Genomic DNA, 26,253 nt, shown 5'->3' on the forward strand with positions numbered 1-26,253 from the left:
GTACTATCAGCCATTCGCATAGTACAAGAAAATTATAGTGGCTGTCCTTCAAAATGCAAGGTTTTTTTGGGCAGGCTTCCTTTCATTGGCTTAGCAAGTTTATCCAACGATTTGCTGACCCATACTAGGAATAACTTGTGTCTTAGTATGCCCCGATTCTTACAAACCATCGGGAGAAAGGAGGAAAGACACATGGAAGTCATTCGGGAAGCCCCTCTGCTTCGCTATTTTCGCTGGGCCAAGAAATTCGTAAAATTTGTCATACTCAGCCTATTGTGCGTGTCTTTTGCCATTTTGCTCCTGATTCTTTACCTGCGTTCTCAGCCTTTGCCAGAGACATTTGTCAAACAGACGACGACGATTTACGCCTCCAATGGTGATGTACTCGATACCATGCACCGAGGGGAAAACCGTATTGTCGTACCGATCAATGAAATCTCACCTGCTCTCGTAGACGCAACAATCGCGATTGAGGACCGGACGTTCCGTGAGCATTACGGCTTCGACTGGAAACGGCTGGCGAAAGCTGCCTATGTAGACGTCATTAACATGGACATGCGCCAAGGAGCGAGCACCATTACGCAGCAGCTAGCGCGAAACCTGTATTTAAGCCTGGACAAAACGTGGGAACGGAAGGTCAAGGAAGCCTTGCTCGCTATCCAGTTGGAGCTAAATTACAACAAGGATGAGATCCTGGGCATGTACATGAACCAGATTTACTACGGTCACTCTGCCTATGGCGCTCAAGCAGCTGCCCAGACGTATTTTGGAAAGGATGCAAAAGACCTGACTTTGGCGGAAAGCGCCATGCTCGCCGGGATTCCAAAGGGACCTTCTTACTATTCTCCTTTCGTCGATTTTGAAAAGGCAAAGTCGCGGCAAAAGCTGATTTTGGATGCGATGGAACGAGACGAAATGATTACGCCGAAGCAAGCGGAGCAGGCTTTTGCAGAGAAGATTAAGCTAAAGGAGCGATCAGCGAGCAGCATCGTAGAGCAAGCGCCCTATTTTCGCGACTATATCGCCAATTTGGTAAAAAACAAGTACGGCATTGATGAAGAGCTGTTTATCCATGGGGGCTTGAAGATTCATACGACACTCGACCCTGTGATGCAGAAAAAAGCAGAAGACATTGTCGCTGCTGTTTTGCCAAAGGATAATCCCAATCTGCAAGTAGCCTTGGTCGCGATGGACCCGAACACAGGCTACATCAAAGCGATGGTAGGCGGTCGCGATTACAAGCAAACGCAGTACAACCGCGTGCTTGGAAAGCGCCAGCCCGGTTCCTCGTTCAAGCCGATCATGTATTTGGCAGCGTTGCAAAACGGCTATACCCCATTGACCATGATGAAGAGCGAGCCTACTGTCTTTACTTACGACAAAAACAAGCAGTACATCCCCAGCAACTTCGGGGGAAAATATGCGAATGCCATGATCAACATGCGGGAAGCCATCAAGACCTCTGACAACATTTACGCGGTCAAGACAATCGATTTTCTCGGTCCGCAAAAGGTAGTGGATCAAGCCAATCGGTTGGGGATCGCGAGTACCCTGCAGGCCGTACCTTCCCTTGCATTGGGAACATCGCCTGTCTCTCCTCTGGAGCTGAATGCAGCTTATGCTGCGATTGCCAACAAAGGGGAAGCAGTCAAGCCTATCGCCATTACCTCCATCGAGGATAATCAGGGAAATATCTTGGTCGAGGAAAAAACGGAGAAAACACCTGCAGCCGATCCGGTAGCTGCATCCCTGCTGACCCATTTGATGCAGAGTGTGTTTGAACGCGGTGGCACTGGCTTTCGTGTCGTAAGCGAACTCAATCGTCCCGTAGCGGGAAAAACGGGCTCTACAGACTACGATGCTTGGCTGGCCGGATTTACGCCGCAGCTGGTATCGACCGTCTGGATCGGCTACGACAAAAACCAAAAGGTCGATGATGTAAAGGAAGGGTACTTGTCCAAGAAAATCTGGGCGCAGTTTATGGAAAGCGCCCTAAAAGATCAGCCTCCCGCTCTGTTTGACATGCCTGCCGGAGTCGTGTCCGTCTATATTGACCCGCATTCCGGAAAGCTGGCTACAGAAAATTGTCCGAATCCACAGCTGTTTTATTTCGCAAGCGGAACCGAGCCTCAAGATTATTGCACAGACCACCTGCCAGCGAACCAACAGCCAACACCGCTTCAGCCGCCTGATCCTTCGTCGTTCTGGCAACGGATGGGCAGCTGGTGGAAGCCGGAGCCATAAATGGGCATAGAAAAAAGGACGCGGCTTACCTCCACGTCCTTTTTTTCTATCCACTCAAGCATTTCCTAACGGAGGGACTGATCCTCTCCGCCAGCGATGACCCCATCTCCATCTGTGAACACGTGGTCATTAATAACGCTGATCATGCCAGCTTGATCCAGCTGATCGAGCACCTCAAACAAGCTTTCCCGTTTTCCCGCAGGTAGCTTGCGAATAAAATTGTTGATTTCCTGCGGAGACGCGTGCGTGCGGAAATGGACGCCGCCGTGCTTAACAAAATGATCGTCGGCTGTTTCCTGTGTGCGTATCTCTTCACTCATCGGGTAACGCCCCTTCCGTCGTCAGACTTAAGTAGTCATGCCTCAGTAGTGTTCCGCTCCGGAAGGAAAGCATGAGCTGAAAATAAAGCCTGATACGAAAAGGTCCAAAAAAACCCATTTATATGACAAACAGGGAAAGAGTGACGGCTCTTTCCCTGTTTGATGACCTAGTGTACATGTACACAGATATGAAAATAAGTTTACCTCACTACCAAACTGGTAACAATTGATTTCACAATTTGTTCACAGACCGTTCACGTTTTTTAATGGAGGTAAGGTTCCTTTTAAGGTTCAGGACAACGCTTCCTTCAATTCGTTAGTGGAATTCTCGAACATGGTTGCGTTATTTTCAACCAAAAGCTTTTTCAAAGCAGCCTTTTCTGTGGCACCAAGATCAGACAGCATGATCCGTCTTTTCATGGAATAATCCATACGGTTCACGTGGTCTGCCAAAATTTTATAGCCGCGACGTGCTTCCCGATCCACTTCCATGTAGCAAGCAGTAGCCCCTGCATAATAAGGCCCCGCTTCGTTGCGGTCTACGGTAACCCACACGAGCCAATATGGTTTTCCATTTGGGACTTCTTCTTTATTCGTCGTCCACTTGATCCCTTTTTCGACTGCGCTCTTTGCATGCAGAGCGCCCATATCGATATAGGCTTCGTCCCCATCGATAATGACAGAAGAAACAGCATTCAGATCAAGTACCCCTTGACCAAAACCGCCATGCACATCAGTCTTGCCGCTCATGATGGTAAAGCCGCCTTTTTTATTATCAAAAATATCCATTTACACACCCTCCAGACGTCATTCTCCTTTCTTTATTCTACTCGGAAACACATAGCGACGCAATTTGACTGTGTGCCCAGCTATTCGTCCGTCGACTCCTTTTCTTCATCCTGTTGGCTGCGCGGGCGTCTTACCTTGTCAAATATCCACAGAATCAAGGTCACGAGCAAAGAGGTATGCAACGCCATTAACAGCTCAATAATCCACATGCCTCCTGACAAAAGCCCACCAGAAGGGATAATGACGAAGTAGTACAAAAAGCTGGAGCAAAACGAGGCTAAAAGCGTCGCCCATATCCGAAACCCGTAGACGATTCGAATATAAGCCGCCAAAAACAGGGCAAGAAACGGACCTAATAGCTGCCATGCGTAAACAAAGGGTCCAAGAAATAACCAAACGAGTACATTTTCCATTTATCTGATCCTTTCCTACTCACGAATCTGCTCTACTTTAACCAAACCATTTTTACCCAGCCGGTACCATTGCCCTGTTTCTTCATCCCGTTCGGAATCTTCAGATGAAAAACGTTGGATTTTGAGATTGGCATTCTCCAGCTCCACCGAAGGATCTGCTTGAAAATGCAGCTCTTCTCCGTCTTTTACATGCACGACCACAATGGTCCCGTGATATTCAATCGTAAGATCGTCCCACACTTCTTTTTTCTTTGGCGAAAGGGTAATTGTTCTTCCAGATTTGGTAAAGGTCACTTCCGGAAATGCGCCATCCGATCGGGAAATAATATAGGTTAGATAGCTAGGATTCTTGACGGAGGATTTTCGCAGTCCGGACTGGGTCGCATCATTTCCCTGCAGCAATTGGGATACTTGCGTGATGACCTCCGGAATGGTTGGCAGCTTCGCATGCTCCCCTTTTACGTAATACTTTTTCTTCATATCCTTTTGAGCGTAACTCGCACTTAGGTACGGAACCGTCCCGTCACCCATTCCTTTATCGTAATAGGGCGCCCACTCTTGATGGTAGTGATCGAAGAAATAGCCGAGCAGTGTAGGCTCCCCCTGACCTACGATGGCGTATTGTGGAACGTTGATCGTCTTGGTATCCCACTTGTCGTGAAGCTTACCTGCCTGTTTGACAAGCGGGGAGTACGGCAAGCGGATGGCTTTGTCCTGCAAAAATTCTTCGTAGCTGTAGGGCTCGTCTTTGTCCTTTTTTAAGAATCCCACGGTCTGAAAGTACTTCTTGGATGGCAACAACTCATATACAGCAGGCGCATACTCGGAAATAATCTTCCCCGTTTCCTCGTCCATCCAAGGAATGGCGAAGTTGTAGCCATATCGTATAGCCTGATACGCTCTAGGAGCCCCCAAAAATGGAGTGCCCATGTAGATAATGCGGCTCACCTTGGATTGATAGGAGACATTGGCCAGGAGCGTCTCGCGAACGAGCAATCCTCCCATACTGTGCGCGACCAGCTGAACCTGTCTGGCACCCGATCTCTGTAGGGCAGTATCAATCTTTTGCTTGAGTGCCGCTGCATTTTTCGTGCTGCTATATCGCCAATCATAGGGCATCGCAAAAAGGGTCTGGAACTTTTTGTACCCCATCTTTTCCAGCTGCTTTACCATGCTGTAATACTGCTCCGTCGTATCGCGGACAGGCCCTATAGGTGAATGAGACAAGTACTCAATGGCGGAAAAGCCTTCATCAGCACGCTCTGGGAAAATGCTGATTCCTTTTGTTCGTGGCTGAACATCTACACTGTTAGGGCGAATCGGCTCCAGAGAAAGTAATCTACGGTGCCTGGGATCATTTATTCCGATGAGGCTGTCTCCCAGACCCAGCCAGATTTCTGATATTTCCCCTCCTTCGTCTACTTCCAGCCTGGAGCCGCCAATCCCAGGGATTAAAATGACCGGGTTGGGGTTGGTTTCGACGTGGAGCTTGTACGTATTCGGAGCAAATCCAGACCGTGAGCTTGCTGCGACCTTGGCGATGTATTGCCCTGGATTTGCCTGAAAAACGATTTGCTCACTTGCGTTTTTCGGCTTTTCCGATTTGGCGAGCACCTTTCCTGATGGGTCCTGCAGGTAAAGGTCGATATCCATTCCCGCGGGGATCTCCTTTACATCGAGGATCACCGTAGATGCCAGCGTTACCCCAAATTGATAGAAATCAACATCTCCCAAGCTGTGGAGATTGGCCTGGAGAGTCTCATCGAAATCAGTAGCGAGAACATGCGGTTCTTTCACCGAATTGTTGGGCTCGTATTCATCCAGCTTGCCATCGCCCTGCTCGGTCAAAAAATCAGCCTGCAATCGATAGTAGACATCTTTGTGGAAGGAGCCATTGTTTCCTTTGACCATGACGTAGTACCACTCGGCCTTTTCAACAGCAATTCCGTCGACAACCTCGTCCTCAGTCCCCTCCTTTTCCGAATGCCCCAGTTCCTGATTCTTCTCGTCAAAAACGTATAAATGGTAGTCTTGGCCCAGCGGAATATCACGGAGAGAAAAGCTCATCAGCCCGCTCTTCACAGCTTGGATTTTCCACATATCCACATCGCCTGATTTCCCGATCTTTCCGTGGGCATTTTTCGCATCGAAAAGCCAGTCAGCTTTACCCACAACATCGTTGGGCTCCATCTCGAATGTGGCTGCTCTGCTGCGCAAAACCGCTTCCCTCGGCTTTTTTCCTTTCGTGAAATCAGTATAAAAGTCATCCGCCAGCCGCTGTACCTCTGCTTGCTTTCTGTTTGCCTTCTCGAATGTACCCAGCTCGGTTTCGCCCTGTCCGGTTTCGTCCTGCTCAGCTGCCTCAATCAGGTCCAGCGCGCCTTCTTTTTTCTCCGCCTCTCGATCCCATGGGGCTTCTCTTACATCGAGCTGATCAGATGCCAAACGAACAGAATCCGCCAACGGTACCTGCCAGCGAAGCTCAGGCTTATTGGTTCCGTCTCGTATCCATTCTATGGTCAAAGCACCTTGGTCAACGACTGGTTGAACCGCAATGGAAAAGCGTTTTTCGTCTTTTATCACGTATGAGACCTCTTGGCTCTCCTGTTTGACCACGACCTCGATCTCATCTTTTGTCGGCTGCAGCAATGCCTGCACCCTAATCTCGCCATCTTCTACCCAAGCCCAAGCCTCTTTTACGAGAGATTGCCGTTCCAATCCCCATCCCGGCTGGGTGAAGCTGCTGCAGATCAGTGTCAGCATCAGACAAGCCATAACGATGCGTTTCGCCGTTTTCCACATAAAAATCCCCCCTTTGTCTCTTCCTTCAAGGTAGAAAAAGACAGAGAGGGGCTGCAAATAAATTTACTGCGTAGTATGGTTGCGGATTCCTTGTCGTTCCCATGCATTCGCAATGATCCGGAAGGGGATACGATAGTCGCTGAGATCATGCCCTTGACCACTGCTTTTCACCGGGTACTCAAATCCTTTTTGCACACCAAAGCGGAACTGCACCGTGTAGTAAACGGCGTAGGAGGCGTCCTTTTGAAACCCTCGCTGCTTGTCCCCCATCAGCGGATTGTCTACACCGACCTCACGTAAACCCAGCTTGGAGGCCGAGTACGTGCTTCCCCTCCAAAGCTGCGGTGAGGCTGAAACGAGGGACAGTGAGGATTGCAAAAGCGTTTGTCTCCTGCCTATTTCTGAGATCCAGGCTTGCGCAGACACAACGACTGGATACTTGCCGCTGACCGGATGCCGATGACGCGCCTGCAGCTCCACTTGGGACAAGATACGCTCTCCTGCGTAAAAATCGTTCGGAAGGCTGTTCGGATAACGATCCCGTGCGTGGTATTCCATCCATTCAGCTGTATGACGCAGCGTGCCAGTGACATTTGGCTCAAACACCTCGAAGGGCCTTTCCCCACCTTTTACTGTAATGGTGTATGTTCCTGTCATGTTTTTGGCATCGTTTTTAGGTTCGCATACTTCTTCGCCGTCATCATTTGTCGTGCAGCTGTCGTACGTCAGGCTGAACTGGATATTATACGCCATGGAGATGACAAAGCCGTTGATCTGTGCCTTGTATTTCACTGACTGCAGCTCCTCACGCCACGTCGTTTGGGTCGGTACAATCGTCCCCGTGTAGATATAGTCTCCACCGGTAGATGCACTGCTTACCTGCCACTGCTGGGGTGTTCCAGGACCTGTTATTTTCAGATCGAGCTTTTCGGGACTGTATACGGCCATCCTTTTGGCATCCGCGATCCATTCCGGCTGCGCTGTGACCGATACGTTTTGAATCCCGTCTCCGCTTATGGCTTGCTCAAGCTGGGCTTTGTACGCCGCGATTTTCGCATTGATTTCCTGCTGTGTACGCAAAAAGCCTTCATTGATTTTCGTTTGGTCAATGCTGACAAGAATGGTCGCAGGCTCACGCTCCCAAACGCCGTCTACCTGAACTGCAAGCTTCTGCAGCTGGCGGTCGTCACTGTCGTAGATCTCCAGACCAATTTCGCCGCCATCAAAATTCCCCCCACCCCCCGGCGGATTTGGCACCTCTGACCCGTTTATTTTCACTGGCCACTGCGCACGATTGTCCGTCCAAATCGTTTCATCCGAAGGCTTGTTTTTGTACGGATTGATGTTGGCGATAAAGTTTTCCCCTTGCTGTGGATACTGTGTGGGTATCGTAATGGTCCGAATCTCACCTGATTTGAAGTTATCCACATCTAACACCGTCTCTTGTGGAGAGCTCTCCCAGCGAACAGCCAGCTTGGTATCGTGCATGAGCTGCCCCGCGTTTTTCACTTGAAACGTAATCGTACTTGCCGTCCCCGCTGCCTGTGGTGATTTGGGAGAGATCGAAAAGCTGCTCTTGATAATCAATAGATTCTCCCCAGCAGGTGCGCTTTGGCCTATCTGAATAAAAAAGTGACCGTCACAAGTAGTCGAGGAACCATCCTCGTCATAAAACTGTACCAAATACAGGCCTTCCAGCATTTCACTGGTATTATCGTCTCGCGGAAGACGCAGCCAATGCTCCTCACGCGAGTTTGTATCTCCTGGCAAGGAATGATCTTCGCGTTTGAACTCCCACGTCTCAGAGACAGGGTCAAACCACTGGACAACCATCTTGGTGTCTTCACCGGTTCTCAGTTTTAGATCGTTCCCATCATCAGGAAGTTCTGCCGATTCAAACTGAACGACTTCGCCCCTCTCGATGGGCCGTATCCATTTCTGGTCACCCCTGCTCTTTTCTAAACCTAGCTGCAGCCCGTAGCATCGTCTCGATGAGACTACCGTAAACACAAATTCACGAATACATCCTGTTTCCGATTGAAACACGAGCTTCATCGGCTCCCCGACCTCAAAATCATCCGGGAGAAGAACATCCTGCTTTTCATCGGCTGAAAGCTTTGACCCTAGGGCTACCTTTTTCTCGCTATATACCAGATACCAACTACCTGCTGTACTTGCGGAAACTTTGATATGCGTGTCGTATCCATCTGCGGCAGGTACGAAATCCTCTACGTAGATCGAGTCAAGATCCAGCCTCGTAAAGCTCTCTCCTCCTGGTGGATACAGAGAAGGAGGAGTGCCGTACCTTTTGAATTTGATTTTGTTCTGCTCGGTAATCGAACACGTCGCATCTCGCACCTTGATCGTAATCACCCAACCACATTCCGGCCTGTCCTTCCAGAGAGTTTGATTGAAGTTAAGCTTCACTTGGTAGGTCTTCCCTCGTTCCAAGAGAACATCGTGCGAGTCGCTGCCATCTCCAAATGGGAGTTTCAGCTTGGCAGAGTTGTAGACTCCCCACCGATCCCTTCCCCCCACTTCTTCGTAGGAGCCTGGCAGTGTCTCCACGGAGCCGTTGGGCATGGTCACATCCCATTTTACTTCCGCCGGCCCCGTTTCCCCATGAGCATCCGTATACTTCGCCTGCAGAATAACTTCCTCGCCGGGCGTCACTTCAATGGTTGAGCCGCTCGTTTTCACACTGCCTTGAATGGACACGATCGGGCATCGGTCCACACCTTCCTCGCCGTTTGACACCTCAAATGTCTTTTGCCAGCACTCAGTTCCATCGTCACTCTCGTAGGAAATCGTGAATGTGCCTGCGGCTGGAGCGTACGTAATTCCTATTTTGCGATTGTTGCCCGTCCCGCTTTGCATCACGTCTCCGTTGTACTTGAATGTCCCTGGTTTTGTGGCAGTCGCTACAATCCTCGTGTCGTCTTTGACTGAAAGGGAGTCTCCGCCGCTCGGGACACCTGTCAGCTCCTTATCACTGTTTTCCTGCTCCAGCCTCAAGTCCATCGTAACGCGTTTGCAGGATGCTGGCGGGTCTGTGCCTGGATCGGGGTCAGTGGGGACCTCCCCCACCGTAAATTGATACGTGTAAGGCGTTGATACGCTCATACTCGGTGAACCTTGCCGGGAACGATGATGCCTGTCTGTGATCGTGAGAGAAACCTCGTAGAGGCCTGCCTCGGTGGGCTTATATTGGTAGTTTTTAAGCCAGGAAAACGGATTGGGGCTGCTGGATTCGTTCACTGGCGGAAGATAACCGCTCTGGTCAGCGATTCCTTCATTGCTCACAAACTGGGTATAGCCTTTTCCAGTTGTCTTGTTGATAACTGACAGATTCCAAATGAAAATGCCACGGTCATAGTATGAATAGTCCGTGGCATTTGCCGAAATGGTCACCTGTTCGTTGACCTGATATTTTGTTTTGTCTGTCTTGACGCCCCCTGTTGGAGGAGAAGTCGTCCGGAAGTGTCCTACAGAAATGTACCCATTTCCGTAGGGCTCCAGGTTATCGCCGATCGTGTAGCCAGCGCCGCCTGAGGCTGTGGCTAGTTCTGCTAGGTTGTAGGCTTGGTAGGGTTTAAAAGTTGAATCTAATGGATTGGTAACAGTTTTACTATAAACATTCGATTGGCTTGTTAAAACGAAATTTAAATTACCTTGGAACGCGTTAGTCCAATAAATAGCTTCGTCTCTATCTACAAAATACCATCCCTTGTCAACTTTCGTATCTAAATCAGAAAATCCTAAAACCTGTTGATTATTTTTCACATTATTAATCTCAATTGTAGCAATCGTCGCCCCCAAAGTACCAGGAATCCCTGATATATTTAACTTTGATATCCCTGATTTTGGAACAATTTCTTTCTTCTGATCTACACTACCGGTAATTATTTGATGCATTGCTGGAGAAGCTGCTTTCACATTCTGAGGCATGAAGTTAACTATAGTCGATGATGTTAATAAAACTATTATGGTAATAATCAGTGGATATACTTTACTTATTTTAAAAAACAAGCTCATTCACCTTTCACATATATTCATGAGAACTTCTGTGTAGTTTTTTCCCAATTTAAATTAGGCAGGTTTGGGTAACTATAAGAAATAGATTTAGTAGAATCCCTTCTATCCATTACAATAAATCCTGCGGTCTTTATATTTGAAAGGTTAACCGTAAAGTTCTGTCCATTTTCAAAACCTACAATCTGGTTGTTTTTCATAAAAAATTGCACGTTAATGTAGTAATTTTTATCTGCAGACGGTATCTTACCAGAAAGAATTCCGTTTTTAACATTCAGACTATCATGAAACTCCCTCCAAAGTTTTTCCCCTAGCTCTATTTGGAGCTTGTCATCATATAAAAATTGTAGTATCTTCGCCGCATCCCCGCGCGACACCGGCAGATCTTCTCGGAATTTTGGCTGTCCTGCGGGGGCGGGGTCCATCCAGCCCCATGTGATAAGTGCGCCTGTATGGGTGTAGCCCTTCATTTTCACACCACGATAGGGCTTCCATGCGTTAAAGACGAGCTGAGCCGCTTCTTCTTTGGTCAATAGCTTATTGGGATCGATTTTAACATCAGCGAGAATGCCTGCCTTTTGTGCCCGTTCGTACGTTCCTTTTGCCCAGTGTCCTACAGGAAGCTCTGGCACGGGTGCCGTCTCTTTTAGGCCTCGAATCGCGACGAGACTGGCTACAAGCTGTGATTGGACGATCTGTTTGTCGGGGTAAAAGCGGCCGTCAGGATATTTCCAGATGTATCCCTTTTGCAAGCCGAGAAGGATCGATTCTTTGGCTGGGTGTGCAGCAAAATCCGACATGGTCTGCAAAGGCTGAGCGGCTGCAGCTGGATATACCCCCCACGTGCCTCCCCATAGCGTTTGCCCAATCGTAATCCCGACCATCATCAGGCTTGTCCCCAAACCTTTCCACAGTATCTTCATCGGCCATCCCCCTTATCTACTACCAATATTTTACTTATTTATTCATTTTCCAGAAAGAGGATAATTGAGATTTTTTTGAAAAAAACTTCGGAGAACCTTTTCGGGCACATCGCCCTCCAGTTTTTCGATAGCCTGTTTCCCTTTTACGATAAACACGGTGGGCGTGGCTTCTGCACCTAACCGCAATGCAGCTTCTAAATCCTGCTGGTCACGGATATCCAGACGTTCCACAGTATGCTGTGGATAATCGGCGAGAACAGCCTCGAGCGTCGGTCTGAAAGTCTGACAATATCCACAAGTATCGCTGTACACATAGACAATCTTTTCCTCATAGGCGCTGGCTGCCCCCCAATTCCATGCGAGCAACACAGCAATCAGCAGACTAGCACCGCCTGCCATCCACAGCCATTTTGTTCGCAAGCCTCTCATTCTTATCACTCTCCCTCTATTTCTGGTGATCTCACTGAACGGACTTCTTATAGAGTTTTCAAAGAACGTTTGCCATTCATTATGCTGCGTCGTATTGAGACAAAAAAAGCAGACCTCGTTGGAAGGTCTGCTGATTGGAAACACAGGCTTCTATAGATAGTGCTAGGGCATCATCTTGTTTCTGTTAAAAGCAGCTTCAAAAAGCTTGGCATTCTGCTGGATACAAGCGAGGGCGCTCGCTTCGGCAAACGTAAAAAATCCGCTACCTCTCGTTTCTACGTTTGCCTCCCGCGCCGTCAGTCTATTCATTCGCCCCCAGTAAAAGACGAGATAGCTTACCGGATACGGGTAGGCATAGGGGATGGGCACCCAAACACCGCTCCTGTTTCCTCCCACAATTCCCTTTGCATCGCATCAAATGCCGTTTCTCCTGCCTCCACATGTCCTCCAGGCAGATCCCATCCGCGGCTGTTCAAATTTGTCAGCAGAATGCGATCTCCGTGAAATAAAAAGGATAGAAAAAGACGCATCCTCTACTTTTGCAAGTTTCGATCGTGCGCCCTACGTTTCTCTATTTTTCTATTCGTTCGCCAAATCTTAGTTCAGCCTGCTGTCGTCGCCTTCTGTCATCATGGCCCGCAATTCTTCCACGAACGCCTGTCCCTTGTGGATTTCCTCCTCGGTGTAGCGCTGCTTGCTCTTGAAGGTAAAGATCTTCGCTTTCATCTCTTCATACGGCAGATCATTAAAATACAGAATGGTAGAAACAAGCTCCAAAAAGCGGGAGTTCTCTTCGTTCATCCGGCGAATGACTCGCTCGCCGCTTCCGAAATCCACCTCATGAAAACGCAAAAAATCCCTGCCGGTCTCGTTCAACGTATAGCGATACATATGGATCGCACCCTTGCTCTCCATTTGCTCGTCCAAGAGACCCATGTTGCACAGCTCATCTACCCGCAGAGTCAGCTCTTCGGAATATGGGCCGTACATGTGAAACTCGTAGCGTTCATCGAAATCCATTTGCAAATGTTTTCCTATGTACACCATTTTTTGCAGCTTTTTTCGCCCACTCACTTCGCCTACGATCTCGATCAAGCGTATGATTTTGGCGTGACGATTAAGCATCTTCCATCACTCCCAGACGTTCTCGAATCTTCCGGGACACATCCCCCGGCAATGCCATGACTTTATCTAAAGGAAAGTACAATTTGTAATCAAACCGGCGCTTTCCGCTGATCGCCTGGACAATCTCAGACTTCTGCGAAAGCTCGACAAGCTCTCCTGTCGGCATTTGCAGCATGATCGGGATACGCTCTTCTTCTTCACCGGCACGGTAAAAATCATACGGAAGATCGGAGGTGGTGTCTACCTCCAAATAATACATTGGGTCAATCCCCGCCTTTTGGAACTCTTCCTTCAGCTCTGCCAGCAAGCGGAAATCTCTAGGGTTATATTCGACGTATTTATAGAGATTCCTGTCCAAAAAACGCCCGCATAAATCTTTCAAAATCGGATCGGCCTCGCCTCTCCACACCTGCATGTAGAAAAGAATAATCGACTCGTCGAGTGCCAAATAATCTTTCAGCTCTACCTTGTCCTGTAAAAAGGGTAGCAGCATGACAGGCTCCTGCGCAAACGAATATCCCTGGGAAAACAGCAGCTTGGCACGCTGAAATATTTTTCGCAGGACGACTTCAGCGCTGCGCGTCACTGGATGGAAATACACCTGCCAGTACATTTGGTAGCGGGACATGATATAGTCCTCGACGGCGTGCATCCCGCTGAATTTGAAAACAATCCCATCCTCTTGCGGACGCATGACTCGCAAAATTCGTTCAATCTCAAAATTGCCGTAATTGACCCCGGTATAGTACGCATCTCGCAGCAGGTAGTCCATCCGGTCGGCGTCCAATTGGCTGGAAATCAGGCTGACGATGAGCTTGTTATCGTAGGTTTTGTTGATGACCTCTGCCAGTTTTTTGGGAAAGTCCTCGTCAAAGCGGCGCAAGATCTGGTTAATCTGTGTATCTCCCAAAAGGATCGCACGGGTCCAATCCTCATGATGGTAGCGAAATACCTTTTCAAAGGAATGGGAAAACGGTCCGTGACCCACATCGTGCAAGAGTCCGGCGCACAGGCAAAGCAGCCTCTCTTCATAGGTAAGCTGAATCCGCTCCTTAAACGTATCCAAAATCCTGCGCATCAGCTCGTACACGCCAAGGGAATGGTTAAACCGGCTGTGCTCTCCGCCGTGAAAGGTAAAATAACTGGTGCCCAGTTGCTTGATCCGGCGCAGCCGTTGGAATTCTGCAGAATTGATCAAATCCCAAATGAACTTGTCCCGCACGTGGACGTATCGGTGCACTGGGTCTTTGAATACCTTTTCTTCATGGAGAAGTTGTGGCTGTTGCATCCTGGACACTCCCTTCCTGTTTCTCTCGTAGTTGCCCCTATCATATCACAGCCCTTTCCTGGGAGAAAACGCTGCGTGGCTATTTTACTGGGTTATTCGGACAAAAAGGAAGAAGCACTCGAGTGAGCACTTCTTCCATCCTTCCAGCTTGCCTAAACTTCATTCATTTCCGCCTCAGGCCCATACAAATCGGGGCGTTTGGCTGCTTTTCTCGCCAGCTTTTTCAGTTTACGCTGGGTCAAAACGGTGTAAAACGAAGGAACGACAATCAAGGTCAGCATCGTCGAGAACAGCAAGCCCGAAATAATCGTTACAGCCAGGGGCTTGAACAGGACATCGCCTGAGATCGCGAGTGGCATCAAGCCTGCTACAGCGGTCATCGACGTTAACAGAATCGGACGCAGACGCGCCTCTCCTGCATGAATAACAGCCTGCTTCAGCTCTACTCCTGCGTGCCTTGCCTCTTCGATGAATTCGATAAACACGATTCCGTTTCGCACAACGATCCCGGAGAGAGAAATCACGCCCATCATCGTCATGAATCCGAGTGGGGTCTGGGTAATGAACAGCCCGATCAAGCTGCCCGCCACCGCTAGATATACCGTACTCATGACCAGCACCGGAATGGTGAGCGAGTAAAACTGCATGGCAATCAGAATCAAAATCAGGAAGACGACGAGAATGGACAGTTTGCCCATATCGATGAAGATGTCCGTCTGCTCAGATGTCTCTCCGCCTACTTCAAAGCGGTAGCCTTCTGGCCATGAAATTCCGTTCAGCTTTGGCGCAAGCTCCGTCATCACATCGGTTGCCGTGCGATCCTTCAAGTCGCTGGAAATCGTCACAGCGCGGGACAAATCACGATGCGGGATGGCCTGCGTGCTAAATGTCGGTTTGACCTCTGCCAGCTGGGAAAGCGGGATCTGCTCTCCTCTCGCATTGGCAATACTGAGCCGTTGGAACAGAAGCGCCGGCTCTTCCTGATCTTTTTGCAGGAACAGCTTGATATCGATCAGGTCTGTACCGGAATCAAATTCACTGACAGTTATCCCCTCGCTGACAAGGCGCAGGGTTTGGGACAGATCTGTGTAGTTGACCAGCTTTTGCTCCATCAGCTCTTTGTTGACCACGAACTCGAGGGTATAGCGCTCGACGCCAAAGTTATCCTGCACGTCGTAGGTTCCCTGGGCATTCGCTACGACATCTTTTACCTGGGCGGAAAGAGAGCGCAGGGTTTCGATGTCTTCCCCATAAATCCGAATCACAACAGGCTTCCCAACTGGCGGCCCTGCCTCCAGCTGCGTCGGCAGTATCGTCGCTTCCGGGTACAGCTTTTTAAACTCCTCCGTCCACGGCTCCATCATGTCTTCGATTTTTACCTTTTTTTCATCAAAACGGACCACGAGCTGTCCTACCGTTATGCCGCTTCCTGCTGCCGTGTCGCCTCCGAACATTTTCGGCGCGCTGCCACCTGCATACGAAGCAACGGATTCGATCGCAGGCTGCTGCCTGATCCAATCGGAAACACCTCGAACAACCCGATCTGTTTCATAAATACTGCTTCCTACGGGTACCCGAATATTGACCAAAAACTCAGGGCGGTCGTCATTTGGAAACAGCTGCACGGGCGTCAGTGGAATCAGCCCGTAGGCTGCCGTCCCGATCAAAACGCCGATCATTCCCGCCATCAGCGGTCGACGCAAAATTTTAGGCATCAGCTTATTGGCGTACCACTTCGTCAGCTGGTTCAACTGCTTGCCGAGCAGACCTGCCGGCTTCCGATAGCCCTCTGCACTCGTTTTCCTCCGCTGCTCATACCATTGACGGAAGATCGGAATAATCGTGAGCGACATAATCATCGATGCCAGCATGGTCAAAGAAATGATAGCCGGTACTGGGCGAATGAACTGCCCGGCATTCCCGCTTAAAAACATGAGCGGTGCAAAGGAAGCGATCGTAGCAAGCGTAGCGGTAACAATGGAAATCGAAACTTCATTCGCACCATTGACTGCAGCTCTCAGTGGCTTCTCGCCCAAGACGGACAAGCGGCGCTCGATATTGTCGTTGACTACCACAGCATCGTCTACCAGAATCCCCAGTACGATAATCAAGGAGACGATCGAGATCATATTGAGGGAAATCCCCAGGGAGGGCAGGAACAACAAGCCCACTGCCAACGAGATCGGGATGGCCAATGCCACAACAAAAGAGGTAATCAAGTTCAAACCAAGTGTACATACGAGCAAAACGGCGATAATCGCAATCCACATTTCCCGGGTAAGATCGGAGAAAAGCTCATCGACCCTCTCGTTTTGACTGTAGACGGAATGCGTCTGCGCCCATACAGGAAGGGACTTTTCGAGCGTCACCATCATTTCGTCCACACGCTTCTGCAAGGAGGGAACATCGCTTCCCGTCTCCGCATTGACACTGACCGACAGCGAAGGCTTACCGTTGTAATAGGACATCGACTTGATGCTCTCGGTCGTCATTTTTACCGTGCCGATATCCTTCATATAAATGGGATAGCCCTCTGGCGTGCGGCTGATGATCACTTGATTCAGCTCATCTACATTTTCTGTTTCCGCCAGCTTCAGCTGGTAGGTGCGCTTGTCAGTCGTGAGGTCACCCAGTGGAATTTTCTCATTTTCCTTTTTGACCGCCATCATCACCTGAGCCCATGTAAGTCCATACTGGCTCAGCTTTTGCGTATCGACCTCGATGTGCACCTCTTGCTCTGGCAGACCCTCTACAGTCACATCGGCAACATTCGGGATCGTACGCAGCTGTTCTTTCCACGATTTCATCATGTCGCGCAGGCTGTAGAGCTGCTCTGTCGTATCCGCCGTTACCGCAAGAGTCTGAACAAAGGTTCGGTTTAAATCGTCATTAATAATGGGCTGCTTCGCGTCGGCAGGCAGATCCGCCTCGGCATCCTTTACCTTTTTCCGCAGCTCATCCCATTTTTGCTTCGGGTCCACACCGCTTTTCGTCTCCACAATGATCGAGGATACGCCCAAGCTCGATGTAGAAGATATATAGTTAAGCCCTTGCAGCTCGTTGATTTTTTCTTCCAGCTTTTTCGTAACGGTCTGCTCTACTTTTTCTGGAGAAGCTCCCGGGTAGATCGTCGTGACGGTCGCCATGTTGATGATAATGTCCGGCGACTCCTGCTTCGGCAGCTGAAAGAAGCTGAGAAAGCCGACAAGCACGATCATTACGAAAAACAAAAGCGTAATTTTGCGCTTGCGTACGATGTACTCGATCACGGTTTTGTACCTCCAGCTGCTTCGATCGGATCTTGGTCAAACAAGCGATCCACACCTTTGACGATCAGCTCTTCTCCCACTTTCAGACCACTGCGAATCTCCAGGCGATCATTGGTCAGCTGACCTATGGTTACGGCTGTTTTGACCGCTTTTCCACCTACATTCACGAAGACATGCGCATCGTTTTGTCCTCTGCTCAGGACAGCTTCGACCGGAACGTAAATTCCTTCCTGCCCCTTCATCGTCTTGGTCGCCTTTACTACCTGCCCGGCAAACCAATCATGCTGCGGGTTGGCCAGCTGAACCTCGACTCCGATGGTTCCTGTACTCTGGTTCGTTGCAGGGAAGATTTTAGTCACCTTCGCATCGCGCTTTTGTCCATACAGATCAAGGGACAGCGTCTCCCCTAGCTTCCACGAGGAAATCTCCCGGTCAGGCACAGGCAGCACGACTTTCAGCGTGTCGATATTTCCCACCTGATAGACAGGAGTCCCTGGGCTGACCAGCGTTCCGGTGGAAGATAGCTTCGCCAGGATCGTCCCGCTGATCGGAGCACGCAGCTGTGCTTTTGCCAGAGTAGAGGCCGCTACTTCTTTGGCGACTACAGCCTGATTGTAGGTCGCTTTGGACAGCTCCTTATCCTCCGCTCGCGCCCCTTGAGTTACAAGTGAGTACGACTGCTGTGCATTTTGCAGGTCTTTTTCTGCCAGCGTCAGGGCGTTCTGTGCGTTTTCAAATTCGCTTTTGGAAATGGCCTTTTCCTGATAAAGCTGTTCGATCCGTTTAAAATCGTCCTGCATCTTTTGATAGCCGGTCTTTGCCTTTTCGACGAGCAAACGTGCCTGAACAACTTCTTGCTCCCGTGCCCCGTTGTTCACTTTGCTCAAACTGGCCGCTGACTGCTGCAGGGCGGCATTGGAGGACGCTACCTGCAGGGAGTAATCCTGCGAATTGACACGTGCCAGGACGTCGCCAGCTTTGACATTGTCTCCTTCATTCCGGTTCAGCTCGATAACGCGTCCCCCTACCTCAAAGGAGACCACTGCCTCCTCCAGCGGCAGCAATGTGCCGGAGGTTTCCGACACAAATATGGCTTGCTCCTGCTTTACCCGTTCCAACACGACTTGCTTTACCTCTTTCACCGGCGCTGCTGCCTGCTCTTGCTCGCTGCAGGCTGAAGTGGCCAATATACTGAATACTATTGCAGAAACAAGCCATCTCTTTTTCATGACATCCTCCGCTCCTATGTAGCTAACTTGGTTAATTCCGTTGTTTCGTAATCCCATTGATCAAAATGTCACATGCGTTCTCAACCAGCTGCTCTTCATCCAGATCGAGTGCAAGATTGATGCGATGCTTTGCCATAAAGGCGTAGAAAAAGGTCGAGACAAACATGAGCGCTGCCGTAAAGGAATCCTTTTTCGGCAAATGTCCCCGGTCCTGAAACTCCTGGAGCTTGCTGCACAGCACTTCGACGGCTGTTACCGGAAGGCTGCTGAACAGCTTGATGACCTCTGGGTGATTATCCGCTTCGATCATGCAGATCATGAGGATTTCCTTGCGCTCGACCAGCATGCCGTAATAGCCATGCGCATATCTTCTGAGCATCTCGCGGAGCTCGGAATACTCCCCGTGCAGATGATTCTCCAGCTGCTGACGAATATTCAAAATCCCTTTTAAAAGCTCTTCGAGGATCGTTTCCTTGTTTTTGAAGTGCCGAAAGATCGTTACCTCGTTGACTCCTGCGAGCTCGGATATTTTGCGCGTCGTCGCACCCTTGTACCCCTTTTTCGCCATAAGCTGGCTGGCTGCTGCCAAAATGCGCTCGCGGGTCTCCTGCTCTTCGCCTTTCCCTCCCTGTGGTGGTTCTATATGCGGTTGATCCATCTCGATCCTCCCTATCTATGCAAGTACTCACTAACATTTCAAATTTTACCAACGCCATTATATCCCGCATGCAAATGCATGTAAACACTTGCATGCGCTTTCACCAAAATTTCACAAAGTCTTCCATTTCGCAGCTGTTTGTTCCTAGAGAAAAAGCCTGAATGATTCAGGCTTCTCCACGTTTTGTATGCTCTTTTACCCGGGAGCTGCTGTCCTGACGGAACTCTCCGCTGTATTCCACCAGATCAATTTCGCAGCCAGGACCGATCTCGATGTTAGTTCCGCGCACAATCTTGGCCCGCGTATACTCCAAGTAAATCTCGTCACCCTCCACCGTATCGACAGACAGCGTGTTGTTGAAGAATGGCTTCATCAGCTTGTTTAACGTGCTGATTCCAGCCTTGCGCACCTCGATATGCTCTCCTCCAATCTCCCTCGCTTCACTACTGCCGTGCAAATGGATGGAGACGTGTCCTGCATTCAACAAACCTCCGATCGTAAAGGCTCCTTTTGCTTTGAACACCTCTGCCTCACAGTCACCTGTAGCCTTTAAAAAGCCGTTGAGCAAAATCTCCTCGCCAGATACACTGCCATGCACTTTCACACTGCCATCCACACGTAGCTGGGTGAATGTCATGTCGCCGTTTACGTCCAGCTGTCCGTAAACCTCCATATTTTCGAAATGAGCAGCCCCGCGAATGTTGGCGTTGCCCTCGATTTTTCCGCGGCTCGCATGCACATCTCCCTCTACATTCACGTGACCTGCACAATGCAGATCCAGACACTCTACATTCCCTTTGATCTTGCCAAAGCCATGTACAACAACTTCTCCATACACGCCACCCGCCGCATTTACCGTTCCGTGAATCACCAAGTCTGGTCGATTATCCTGATTCATCATGACCTACCTCCTTTTATTATTTCAGCTTCGTTTTCAGCTCTTCCAAACAGCTGGACACATTCAATCTGCTGACGACTTTCACGCTCTGATCGAAATACAGCTCAGACGCATTCGAGGCCAAGGCAAACGCAGAAATCCCCATTTTCCGGATAAAGATCAGCTCGCACGGCTTGCCCTGAAATTTTGGGTAATGGCTCTCCAGAACTTGCAGCAAGCCTTTTCCTTCCTCCAAGCTCATCTCCCCCATCACGAGCAGGCGCTCCACGATGTACGCATACAGAAAGTGCTGAAACGGATACGACTCTGCGCTCCCGAAATGCTGCGTAAATAAATCCACGGTTGCTTTCGAAACAATGTTCTGTGCGATAAATTCCTCTGGCTTGAGCATCGAGCCGGTGAGATTGGGGGAAAACATGTCTGCCAGCTCATCCAAGGAAAGGTCATCCTTCATGTGAATGATCTTGTCGATCCTGGCCATGATCTTTTCCTTTGGAAAAAACGTCTCCTGCCCCGTAAAGGTAGAGCGGCGAATAAACCAGTCCTCAGGGATCAGATTCTTTCTTTTCCACCTGTACAGCTGACCGTACGAAATACCGGTAAGCTCCAATAGCTCCTTTTTCGAGATATAGTCACGATCCATGTAAAGCACCTCCAAAAACAATGTAACATAACATTGTTACGCTAATCAACTAAAAAAAGAGACGGCGCTCGAATCGCTGTCTCTCATCCCTCGTTCTATTCAAATTCCGCCTGGATCAAGCGCTTCATATCCACTGGCAGCGGTGCTACGCAATGGACCGTTTCGCCTGTTAACGGGTGCAGAAAGCTCAACGACGATGCATGCAGGGCCTGTCTGCGTAACAATCCCCTCGCTCCTCCGTACATCGCATCTCCAGCCAGCGGATGACCGATATGCTCGAAATGAACGCGGATTTGATGAGTGCGCCCCGTTTCCAGCCAGACACGCGCCATGGTCATGTAAGAAGAACGGCGGATCACCTCATAATGAGTAATCGCCTCGTCTCCACCTGCTGCCACTCTTCGTTTTGTCGGGTGCTTCGGATCACGACCGATCGGTGCCTCAATCGTGCCTCGCTCATCTGACAGAACGCCGCTTACGATCGCTACATACTCCCGATGAATGCCGCCCTCTCGCAATAGACGATCCGCCAGCTGATGTCCGTAGCTGCTTTTGGCAAGCAGGATCGCGCCTGACGTGTCTTTATCCAAGCGGTGCACCGAGTGAACATTCGCACTCTCTCCTCTGGCTGCAAATAGCTCAGCCAGCGCGTCGACGAGTGTCCCCTCCTGCTCCTGTTTGACCGGATGCACGGTCATCCCCGCCGGCTTGTTGGCTATGAGCAAATGATCGTCCTCATACAGCAGCTCAATAGGCAGTGCCGTAGCGAACAGCGTGTCCTTGTTTTCCCGGAGAGTAGAACGTGCTGTCCGAGTCTGGCGGGAGGCTTCGGGCTGTCCTTGTGTTTCCTGCGTTTTTTCCGGCTGCCGATCCACGACTCGGATCGCGACTTGATCCCCTGCCTTTACCAGTCGCTGCAAAAACGGCTGCTTGCGATTAAGCTGGATCCCTTTGCTTCTCGTCAGCCGCTGCATCATCCGCCCTGACACGTTCAGCTTTTGCCGAACGATCTGCTCTACATTCATTCCCGCGTCTTCATCCGTGACGGTGTATTCAATCCAGTCTTTGCGGCTCACTTCAAATCCCTCTGTTCCTGCTTTTTTTCCTATTGTAGCAAAAATGGCAGCCGGACATGCTTTTTTCTCCCCCTGAGCCTTATCGATAGATCTGCACGTCATGCAGCACTTGCTGAAAGTCGGCTACCGCTTTTCGTTGTCCCATCTCCAGCATTTGGGTCACATACCCTTCATCAGCTAAAAATTCGCACCCGAGCAAACGACCCGCAAAAAAGGTGTGCAAGCATTGTTTCCAACCCAATCGAATCATGGCTCATTCCCCCACATCAACTTATTAAACTTATTTGTATAATAAGTATATGGTTGAACTTGGTATTTTGCAAACATTTTTGTTTATAAAGTTACAAAAATGATTCAAACTCCATCGCGAATCTATTCCGAAACGTAACAAAGCCACCATGCTGCTCAGCATGATGGCTTGATTGTCCTGCGAATTCAGAGGTTTTCCTCAGCCCTTCAAACTTTCCGGGTTCAGTCCTTGTAGCTCTGGCAAAACGAACAGACCGTCTTTTCGGATCAGTACGTCGTCAAACCAGATCTCTCCGCCCCCGTACTCTGGACGCTGGATATTGACCATGTCCCAGTGAATTTGGCTGCGGTTGCCGTTATCCGCATTTTCATAGGCACGACCGGGTGTGAAATGGAAGCTGCCCGCAATTTTTTCATCAAATAAAATATCGTTCATCGGGTGCAAAATGTACGGGTGCACACCGATCGCAAATTCACCGATGTAGCGCGCTCCCTCATCGGTATCAAAGATTTGGTTCAGCTTTTCCGTATTGTTGGAAGTCGCTTCTACGATTTTTCCATTCGCAAACGTCAACCGAACATTTTCAAATTTGGTCCCCATATAGCTGGTCGCCGTATTGAATGTGATCGTTCCATTTACGGAATCACGCACAGGTGCTGTGAAAATCTCACCGTCCGGGATGTTGCGCAGACCCGAGCAAATGACGTTCGGAATGTCCTTGATGGAAAAGCGCAGGTCCGTTCCCTGTCCAACCAGGCGGACTTTATCTGTGCGGTCCATCAGGTCCTTCAGCGGCAGGAATGCCTCGTGCATCTTCTTGTAGTCAACCGAGCAGACATCGAAGTAAAAGTCCTCGAAGGCTTCCGTGGACATGTTTGCGCTTTGGGCCATGGCGGCAGTTGGATAGTTGAGAAGTGTCCAGCGTACGTTTGAAACCAGGAAATCGTTCAGCTCCTGCATGACCTTTTGATGCGCACGGCGGCGCTCTACCGGCACGTCAGCCATTTCGCTGTCATTTACCGGGCCATTGATGACGATGTACGTATCCAAATCCTTGTACATCGGCTCCTCCCACTTCATCAGATGAGCAGCTCGTTCCTCGCTTGCCCCCATCATCAATTCACGCTGAATCGTTGGGTCGATGATGCGCACAAACGGATACGCTCCTTTGGCATACGCTTGTTTGACCAGTTCTTTTGCCAGCGCATGACCTTCGCCCCGTACCTCAATCAAAAGACTTTCCTTTTCTCCCAGCTGAACGGAGTGACTCAACAGATTCTCAGCCAGCTTTACCAATCGGTTATCTAACATACGCTCTCCCCCTCACGATCAAAATTCATTAATAAAATATATTTTACCGAATGGCCAGACCTTTTTCAATGATGTCCCCGATCTGTTCGACCGCTGCAGGCAAATCTGTCGTGTCGATATGATGCTCCAGCTTTTCTACGTACTCGCTTTGCTTGTTTTGGTAGCGCGGATCGTAATAGGAAACCAGAAGTGTAGCAATCGCCGTCCGATAGTCTCTCTCAGCTATCGCCTGCCGCAAGAGCGCAGCCTGCTCAGTAGGAATTCTCCTCGCAATAGATGTATACGCCGTCTCTATCTTTTCTACAAAATCAGGGCGCCAGGAAAACGGAATCACGTACTCGTCGTAGATTCGCTGGACGCGGACCTCCAATGGAGCCGTCAGCTGAATATGAACGGCCTGCTTTTTCGCCTCCATCAAAAAGGAAGGTACGATGGCGTTCCCAATTCGTTTGCTTTCCGCCTCCATGACAAAGAAGGAAGCGTCGCGGTTTTCATGCAGCGTCTCAAACAATCTCGCATCAAACATTTTCTGATTAGCCGGCTTGCCTTTGCCGATATGCCCAAATACCGATCCGCGATGCCCTGCCATACGCTCCAGATCCAGGACTGGATAGCCCTTTTCCTCCAGTTTTCGGAGCAGTTCTGTTTTCCCCACTCCCGTCATACCGTGTAGCAAGAAGACAGGGACTTGCAGCTCGTATGGCGTGATCGTTTCCAGAACGTGCTGACGGTAGGAACGGTATCCACCCTGCAGCCGGCGAACCCGCAGACCGGAAAACGTGGCAAAGGTCGCCATCGCCCTGCTGCGCATTCCTCCCCGCCAGCAAAAAATCGTAGGGGGCTCTCCCCATTCTTCTCCCCGCTGACGAATCGCCTGCATAATCGCTTCCATTTTGGGAGATACGATCTGCATACCCAACCATTGGGCGGCCTGCTGCCCTTCCCGTTTGTACGTCGTGCCTACCCGCGCACGTTCTTCATCACTGAACAGGGGGATATTTACAGCACCCGGAATGGTTTCCCGTGCAAACTCGCCTGGAGAACGAACATCTACCAGATTCGAATAGCCCCTCACCAATAATTCCTCAACGGTTATCTCTTGCAATGTATGTCACCCTAACTTCTGTTATGCTAGATTTATCCACTTGTTTTTTCTAGTATTCTATTATTATACCTCGTAAATCAGGAGGCCATAACATGTCTGAAAAAGTGAAATTGACATCCTTTACTACCAAAGGCGGTTGTGGGTGCAAAATTAGCCCAGATGCCTTGTCGGCGGTTTTGAAAAACCTGCCTGCTCCTGCCGCTCGTGATCCACGCCTGCTAGTCGGTGTAGAAACATCAGATGACGCCGGCGTCTTTTTGCTGAATGACGATTTGGCTATTGTCCAAACACTCGACTTTTTTACTCCGATTGTAGACGATCCGTACTGGTTCGGGAAAATTGCAGCAGCGAATGCGATCAGTGATGTTTTTGCCATGGGTGGAAAGCCGATTACCGTATTGAACATCGTCGGTTTCCCTATAACGAAGCTGGATCCTTCGATCTTGACGGAAATTTTGCGCGGCGCTGCGGAAAAGGTAGCAGAGGCTGGAGCTGTGCTTGTCGGCGGACATTCTATCGATGATCCCGAGCCGAAGTTTGGCTTGTCCGTGACCGGGACCGTTCATCCCTCCCGCGTGCTGACCAATGCCGGGGCAAAACCAGGTGACGTGCTCATCCTGACGAAGCCCATCGGTGTCGGCATACAGACGACCGCGATCAAACGTGATGCTCTGTCGCCTGAACAAACGGAGCTGGTCATGAACGTCATGGCTACCTTGAACAAATATGCAGCAGAATGCATGGAGAGCTTCCCGGTACATGCCTGCACAGATGTCACCGGCTTTGGACTCCTGGGTCACGCGCTGGAGATGGCAGAGGGCAGTCAGGCGGGCATCCGCATTTACGCGGACGAGGTTCCTGTACTTCCTGGGACGCGTGAACTCGCAGGGCAAGGCATCATCCCGGGTGGAAGCAAGTCCAATTTCCGCTGGGTCGCTGACCGGGTGCAGTTCCCCGAGGGTATGGAGGAGCTCGACCGCCTGATCCTGTGTGACGCTGTGACCTCTGGCGGCTTGCTGATCAGTGTGCCTGCATCGGACGGAATTCGTCTTTTGGAGGAGCTGCATGCTCGTGGAATCGAATGGGCTCAGATCGTCGGAGAGGTTGTTTCGGAACATCCGGGAACCATTCGGGTTATTTCGAATCCTTTGTAAAATTCTCCTTGCATCCCCACCCAGGTTTGCAGTATTCTAGTCAACAAGAGTTGATCTAACGAAAAATTTTGAAGGACGGGAGTGTTGGTTCATGGTCGTTTCTGTAGTTGTCTTCGCATAGGTGGGCCTCTGATAAGGGGCGCTGCCTCTCATCAACCATCTATAGCAAGAAACTGCAGGATGCCGGAACCGCTTCCGTCTTTTTCCCGATAGGATGCTAGGAGTCCCTTCTCTTTTTCGAGTCAAATGCTCTGGTTTGCTCTCGAATGAAAGGGGGTTTTTCTCTCCTTCTCCA

22 protein-coding genes are annotated in these 26,253 nt (G+C 49.8%); 2 read left to right on the forward strand and 20 right to left on the reverse strand.

Annotated features, from left to right (window positions below; all coding sequences use genetic code 11):
* Positions 1–192 precede the first annotated feature (192 nt).
* Positions 193–2,244: a transglycosylase domain-containing protein gene (locus EDM59_RS27195; protein ID WP_122926502.1), complete on the forward strand. Its 2,052-nt coding sequence runs from the start codon at positions 193–195 to the stop codon at positions 2,242–2,244.
* Between the two features lie 65 nt (positions 2,245–2,309).
* Here the strand turns inward: EDM59_RS27195 and EDM59_RS27200 are convergent, their stop codons facing one another.
* The 20 genes from EDM59_RS27200 to mnmH all read right to left on the reverse strand — a co-directional run bounded on the left by EDM59_RS27200 (position 2,310) and on the right by mnmH (position 24,804).
* Positions 2,310–2,564, reverse strand: a complete 255-nt coding sequence (locus EDM59_RS27200; protein WP_092268319.1) for a hypothetical protein — start codon at positions 2,562–2,564, stop codon at positions 2,310–2,312.
* 291 nt (positions 2,565–2,855) lie between these two features.
* On the reverse strand, positions 2,856–3,353 hold the full coding sequence (locus EDM59_RS27205) for a YwhD family protein (RefSeq protein ID WP_122926503.1): 498 nt from the start codon (positions 3,351–3,353) through the stop codon (positions 2,856–2,858).
* 80 nt (positions 3,354–3,433) lie between these two features.
* Positions 3,434–3,766 (reverse strand): hypothetical protein, encoded by a 333-nt coding sequence (locus EDM59_RS27210; protein WP_122926504.1) that lies wholly within the window; start codon positions 3,764–3,766, stop codon positions 3,434–3,436.
* A gap of 15 nt (positions 3,767–3,781) precedes the next feature.
* Positions 3,782–6,568 (reverse strand): lipase/acyltransferase domain-containing protein, encoded by a 2,787-nt coding sequence (locus EDM59_RS27215; RefSeq protein ID WP_246011268.1) that lies wholly within the window; start codon positions 6,566–6,568, stop codon positions 3,782–3,784.
* A gap of 63 nt (positions 6,569–6,631) precedes the next feature.
* Positions 6,632–9,979, reverse strand: coding sequence for an ABC transporter permease (locus EDM59_RS27220; RefSeq protein ID WP_148040859.1), 3,348 nt, complete (start codon positions 9,977–9,979; stop codon positions 6,632–6,634).
* Between the two features lie 641 nt (positions 9,980–10,620).
* Positions 10,621–11,523, reverse strand: coding sequence for an S-layer homology domain-containing protein (locus EDM59_RS27225; protein WP_122926506.1), 903 nt, complete (start codon positions 11,521–11,523; stop codon positions 10,621–10,623).
* A 42-nt stretch (positions 11,524–11,565) separates the two neighbouring features.
* Positions 11,566–11,952: a thioredoxin family protein gene (locus tag EDM59_RS27230; RefSeq protein ID WP_122926507.1), complete on the reverse strand. Its 387-nt coding sequence runs from the start codon at positions 11,950–11,952 to the stop codon at positions 11,566–11,568.
* A gap of 162 nt (positions 11,953–12,114) precedes the next feature.
* Entirely contained in the window at positions 12,115–12,321 is a 207-nt protein-coding gene (locus EDM59_RS31240) for a hypothetical protein (protein ID WP_183193059.1), read from the reverse strand.
* Complete coding sequence (locus tag EDM59_RS31810) at positions 12,288–12,482, reverse strand: NUDIX domain-containing protein (RefSeq protein ID WP_122926508.1); 195 nt, start codon at positions 12,480–12,482, stop codon at positions 12,288–12,290. The genes EDM59_RS31240 and EDM59_RS31810 overlap by 34 nt, the downstream gene beginning before the upstream one ends.
* 67 nt (positions 12,483–12,549) lie before the next feature.
* The gene (locus tag EDM59_RS27240; protein WP_122926509.1) at positions 12,550–13,077 is read right to left on the reverse strand and encodes a YwgA family protein; all 528 of its coding nucleotides are present in this window, start codon (positions 13,075–13,077) and stop codon (positions 12,550–12,552) included.
* Entirely contained in the window at positions 13,070–14,365 is a 1,296-nt protein-coding gene (locus EDM59_RS27245) for an HD domain-containing protein (protein ID WP_122926510.1), read from the reverse strand. The genes EDM59_RS27240 and EDM59_RS27245 overlap by 8 nt, the downstream gene beginning before the upstream one ends.
* Before the next feature lie 152 nt (positions 14,366–14,517).
* Positions 14,518–17,634, reverse strand: a complete 3,117-nt coding sequence (locus EDM59_RS27250) for an efflux RND transporter permease subunit (protein WP_122926511.1) — start codon at positions 17,632–17,634, stop codon at positions 14,518–14,520.
* Entirely contained in the window at positions 17,631–18,863 is a 1,233-nt protein-coding gene (locus EDM59_RS27255) for an efflux RND transporter periplasmic adaptor subunit (RefSeq protein WP_122926512.1), read from the reverse strand. Before EDM59_RS27255 ends, EDM59_RS27250 begins: the two co-directional genes overlap by 4 nt.
* A gap of 31 nt (positions 18,864–18,894) precedes the next feature.
* Positions 18,895–19,521: a TetR/AcrR family transcriptional regulator gene (locus tag EDM59_RS27260; RefSeq protein WP_122926513.1), complete on the reverse strand. Its 627-nt coding sequence runs from the start codon at positions 19,519–19,521 to the stop codon at positions 18,895–18,897.
* A gap of 166 nt (positions 19,522–19,687) precedes the next feature.
* The gene (locus EDM59_RS27265; RefSeq protein WP_122926514.1) at positions 19,688–20,422 is read right to left on the reverse strand and encodes a polymer-forming cytoskeletal protein; all 735 of its coding nucleotides are present in this window, start codon (positions 20,420–20,422) and stop codon (positions 19,688–19,690) included.
* A 16-nt stretch (positions 20,423–20,438) separates the two neighbouring features.
* Positions 20,439–21,062 carry a YhbD family protein gene (locus tag EDM59_RS27270; RefSeq protein WP_122926515.1) on the reverse strand — a complete coding sequence of 208 codons (624 nt, stop codon included), beginning with the start codon at positions 21,060–21,062 and terminating at the stop codon, positions 20,439–20,441.
* Positions 21,063–21,157: 95 nt separating this feature from the next.
* A complete protein-coding gene (locus EDM59_RS27275) occupies positions 21,158–22,138 on the reverse strand; it encodes an RluA family pseudouridine synthase (RefSeq protein ID WP_122926600.1) in 981 nt (326 codons plus the stop codon).
* Positions 22,139–22,217: 79 nt separating this feature from the next.
* The gene (locus tag EDM59_RS31245; RefSeq protein WP_183193060.1) at positions 22,218–22,388 is read right to left on the reverse strand and encodes a hypothetical protein; all 171 of its coding nucleotides are present in this window, start codon (positions 22,386–22,388) and stop codon (positions 22,218–22,220) included.
* Between the two features lie 198 nt (positions 22,389–22,586).
* Positions 22,587–23,699 (reverse strand): aminopeptidase, encoded by a 1,113-nt coding sequence (locus EDM59_RS27280; RefSeq protein ID WP_122926516.1) that lies wholly within the window; start codon positions 23,697–23,699, stop codon positions 22,587–22,589.
* A gap of 43 nt (positions 23,700–23,742) precedes the next feature.
* Positions 23,743–24,804 carry a tRNA 2-selenouridine(34) synthase MnmH gene (gene mnmH, locus EDM59_RS27285; RefSeq protein WP_122926517.1) on the reverse strand — a complete coding sequence of 354 codons (1,062 nt, stop codon included), beginning with the start codon at positions 24,802–24,804 and terminating at the stop codon, positions 23,743–23,745.
* 92 nt (positions 24,805–24,896) lie between these two features.
* Here mnmH and selD point away from each other — a divergent pair, with 92 nt between their 5' ends.
* Complete coding sequence (gene selD, locus EDM59_RS27290) at positions 24,897–25,958, forward strand: selenide, water dikinase SelD (RefSeq protein WP_122926518.1); 1,062 nt, start codon at positions 24,897–24,899, stop codon at positions 25,956–25,958.
* The last annotated feature ends 295 nt before the right edge of the window (positions 25,959–26,253 follow it).

This window comes from Brevibacillus nitrificans, assembly GCF_003710965.1.
GTDB lineage: Bacteria > Bacillota > Bacilli > Brevibacillales > Brevibacillaceae > Brevibacillus > Brevibacillus centrosporus.

Coding starts and splice junctions, on each gene's coding strand:
- EDM59_RS27195 (WP_122926502.1), top strand. CDS start 193: ATGGAAGTCATTCGGGAAGCCCCTCTGCTTCGCTATTTTCGCTGGGCC.
- EDM59_RS27200 (WP_092268319.1), bottom strand. CDS start 2,564: ATGAGTGAAGAGATACGCACACAGGAAACAGCCGACGATCATTTTGTT.
- EDM59_RS27205 (WP_122926503.1), bottom strand. CDS start 3,353: ATGGATATTTTTGATAATAAAAAAGGCGGCTTTACCATCATGAGCGGC.
- EDM59_RS27210 (WP_122926504.1), bottom strand. CDS start 3,766: ATGGAAAATGTACTCGTTTGGTTATTTCTTGGACCCTTTGTTTACGCA.
- EDM59_RS27215 (WP_246011268.1), bottom strand. CDS start 6,568: ATGTGGAAAACGGCGAAACGCATCGTTATGGCTTGTCTGATGCTGACA.
- EDM59_RS27225 (WP_122926506.1), bottom strand. CDS start 11,523: ATGAAGATACTGTGGAAAGGTTTGGGGACAAGCCTGATGATGGTCGGG.
- EDM59_RS27230 (WP_122926507.1), bottom strand. CDS start 11,952: ATGAGAGGCTTGCGAACAAAATGGCTGTGGATGGCAGGCGGTGCTAGT.
- EDM59_RS31810 (WP_122926508.1), bottom strand. CDS start 12,482: ATGCGTCTTTTTCTATCCTTTTTATTTCACGGAGATCGCATTCTGCTG.
- EDM59_RS27240 (WP_122926509.1), bottom strand. CDS start 13,077: ATGCTTAATCGTCACGCCAAAATCATACGCTTGATCGAGATCGTAGGC.
- EDM59_RS27245 (WP_122926510.1), bottom strand. CDS start 14,365: ATGCAACAGCCACAACTTCTCCATGAAGAAAAGGTATTCAAAGACCCA.
- EDM59_RS27255 (WP_122926512.1), bottom strand. CDS start 18,863: ATGAAAAAGAGATGGCTTGTTTCTGCAATAGTATTCAGTATATTGGCC.
- EDM59_RS27260 (WP_122926513.1), bottom strand. CDS start 19,521: ATGGATCAACCGCATATAGAACCACCACAGGGAGGGAAAGGCGAAGAG.
- EDM59_RS27265 (WP_122926514.1), bottom strand. CDS start 20,422: ATGATGAATCAGGATAATCGACCAGACTTGGTGATTCACGGAACGGTA.
- EDM59_RS27270 (WP_122926515.1), bottom strand. CDS start 21,062: ATGGATCGTGACTATATCTCGAAAAAGGAGCTATTGGAGCTTACCGGT.
- EDM59_RS31245 (WP_183193060.1), bottom strand. CDS start 22,388: ATGATTCGATTGGGTTGGAAACAATGCTTGCACACCTTTTTTGCGGGT.
- EDM59_RS27280 (WP_122926516.1), bottom strand. CDS start 23,699: ATGTTAGATAACCGATTGGTAAAGCTGGCTGAGAATCTGTTGAGTCAC.
- selD (WP_122926518.1), top strand. CDS start 24,897: ATGTCTGAAAAAGTGAAATTGACATCCTTTACTACCAAAGGCGGTTGT.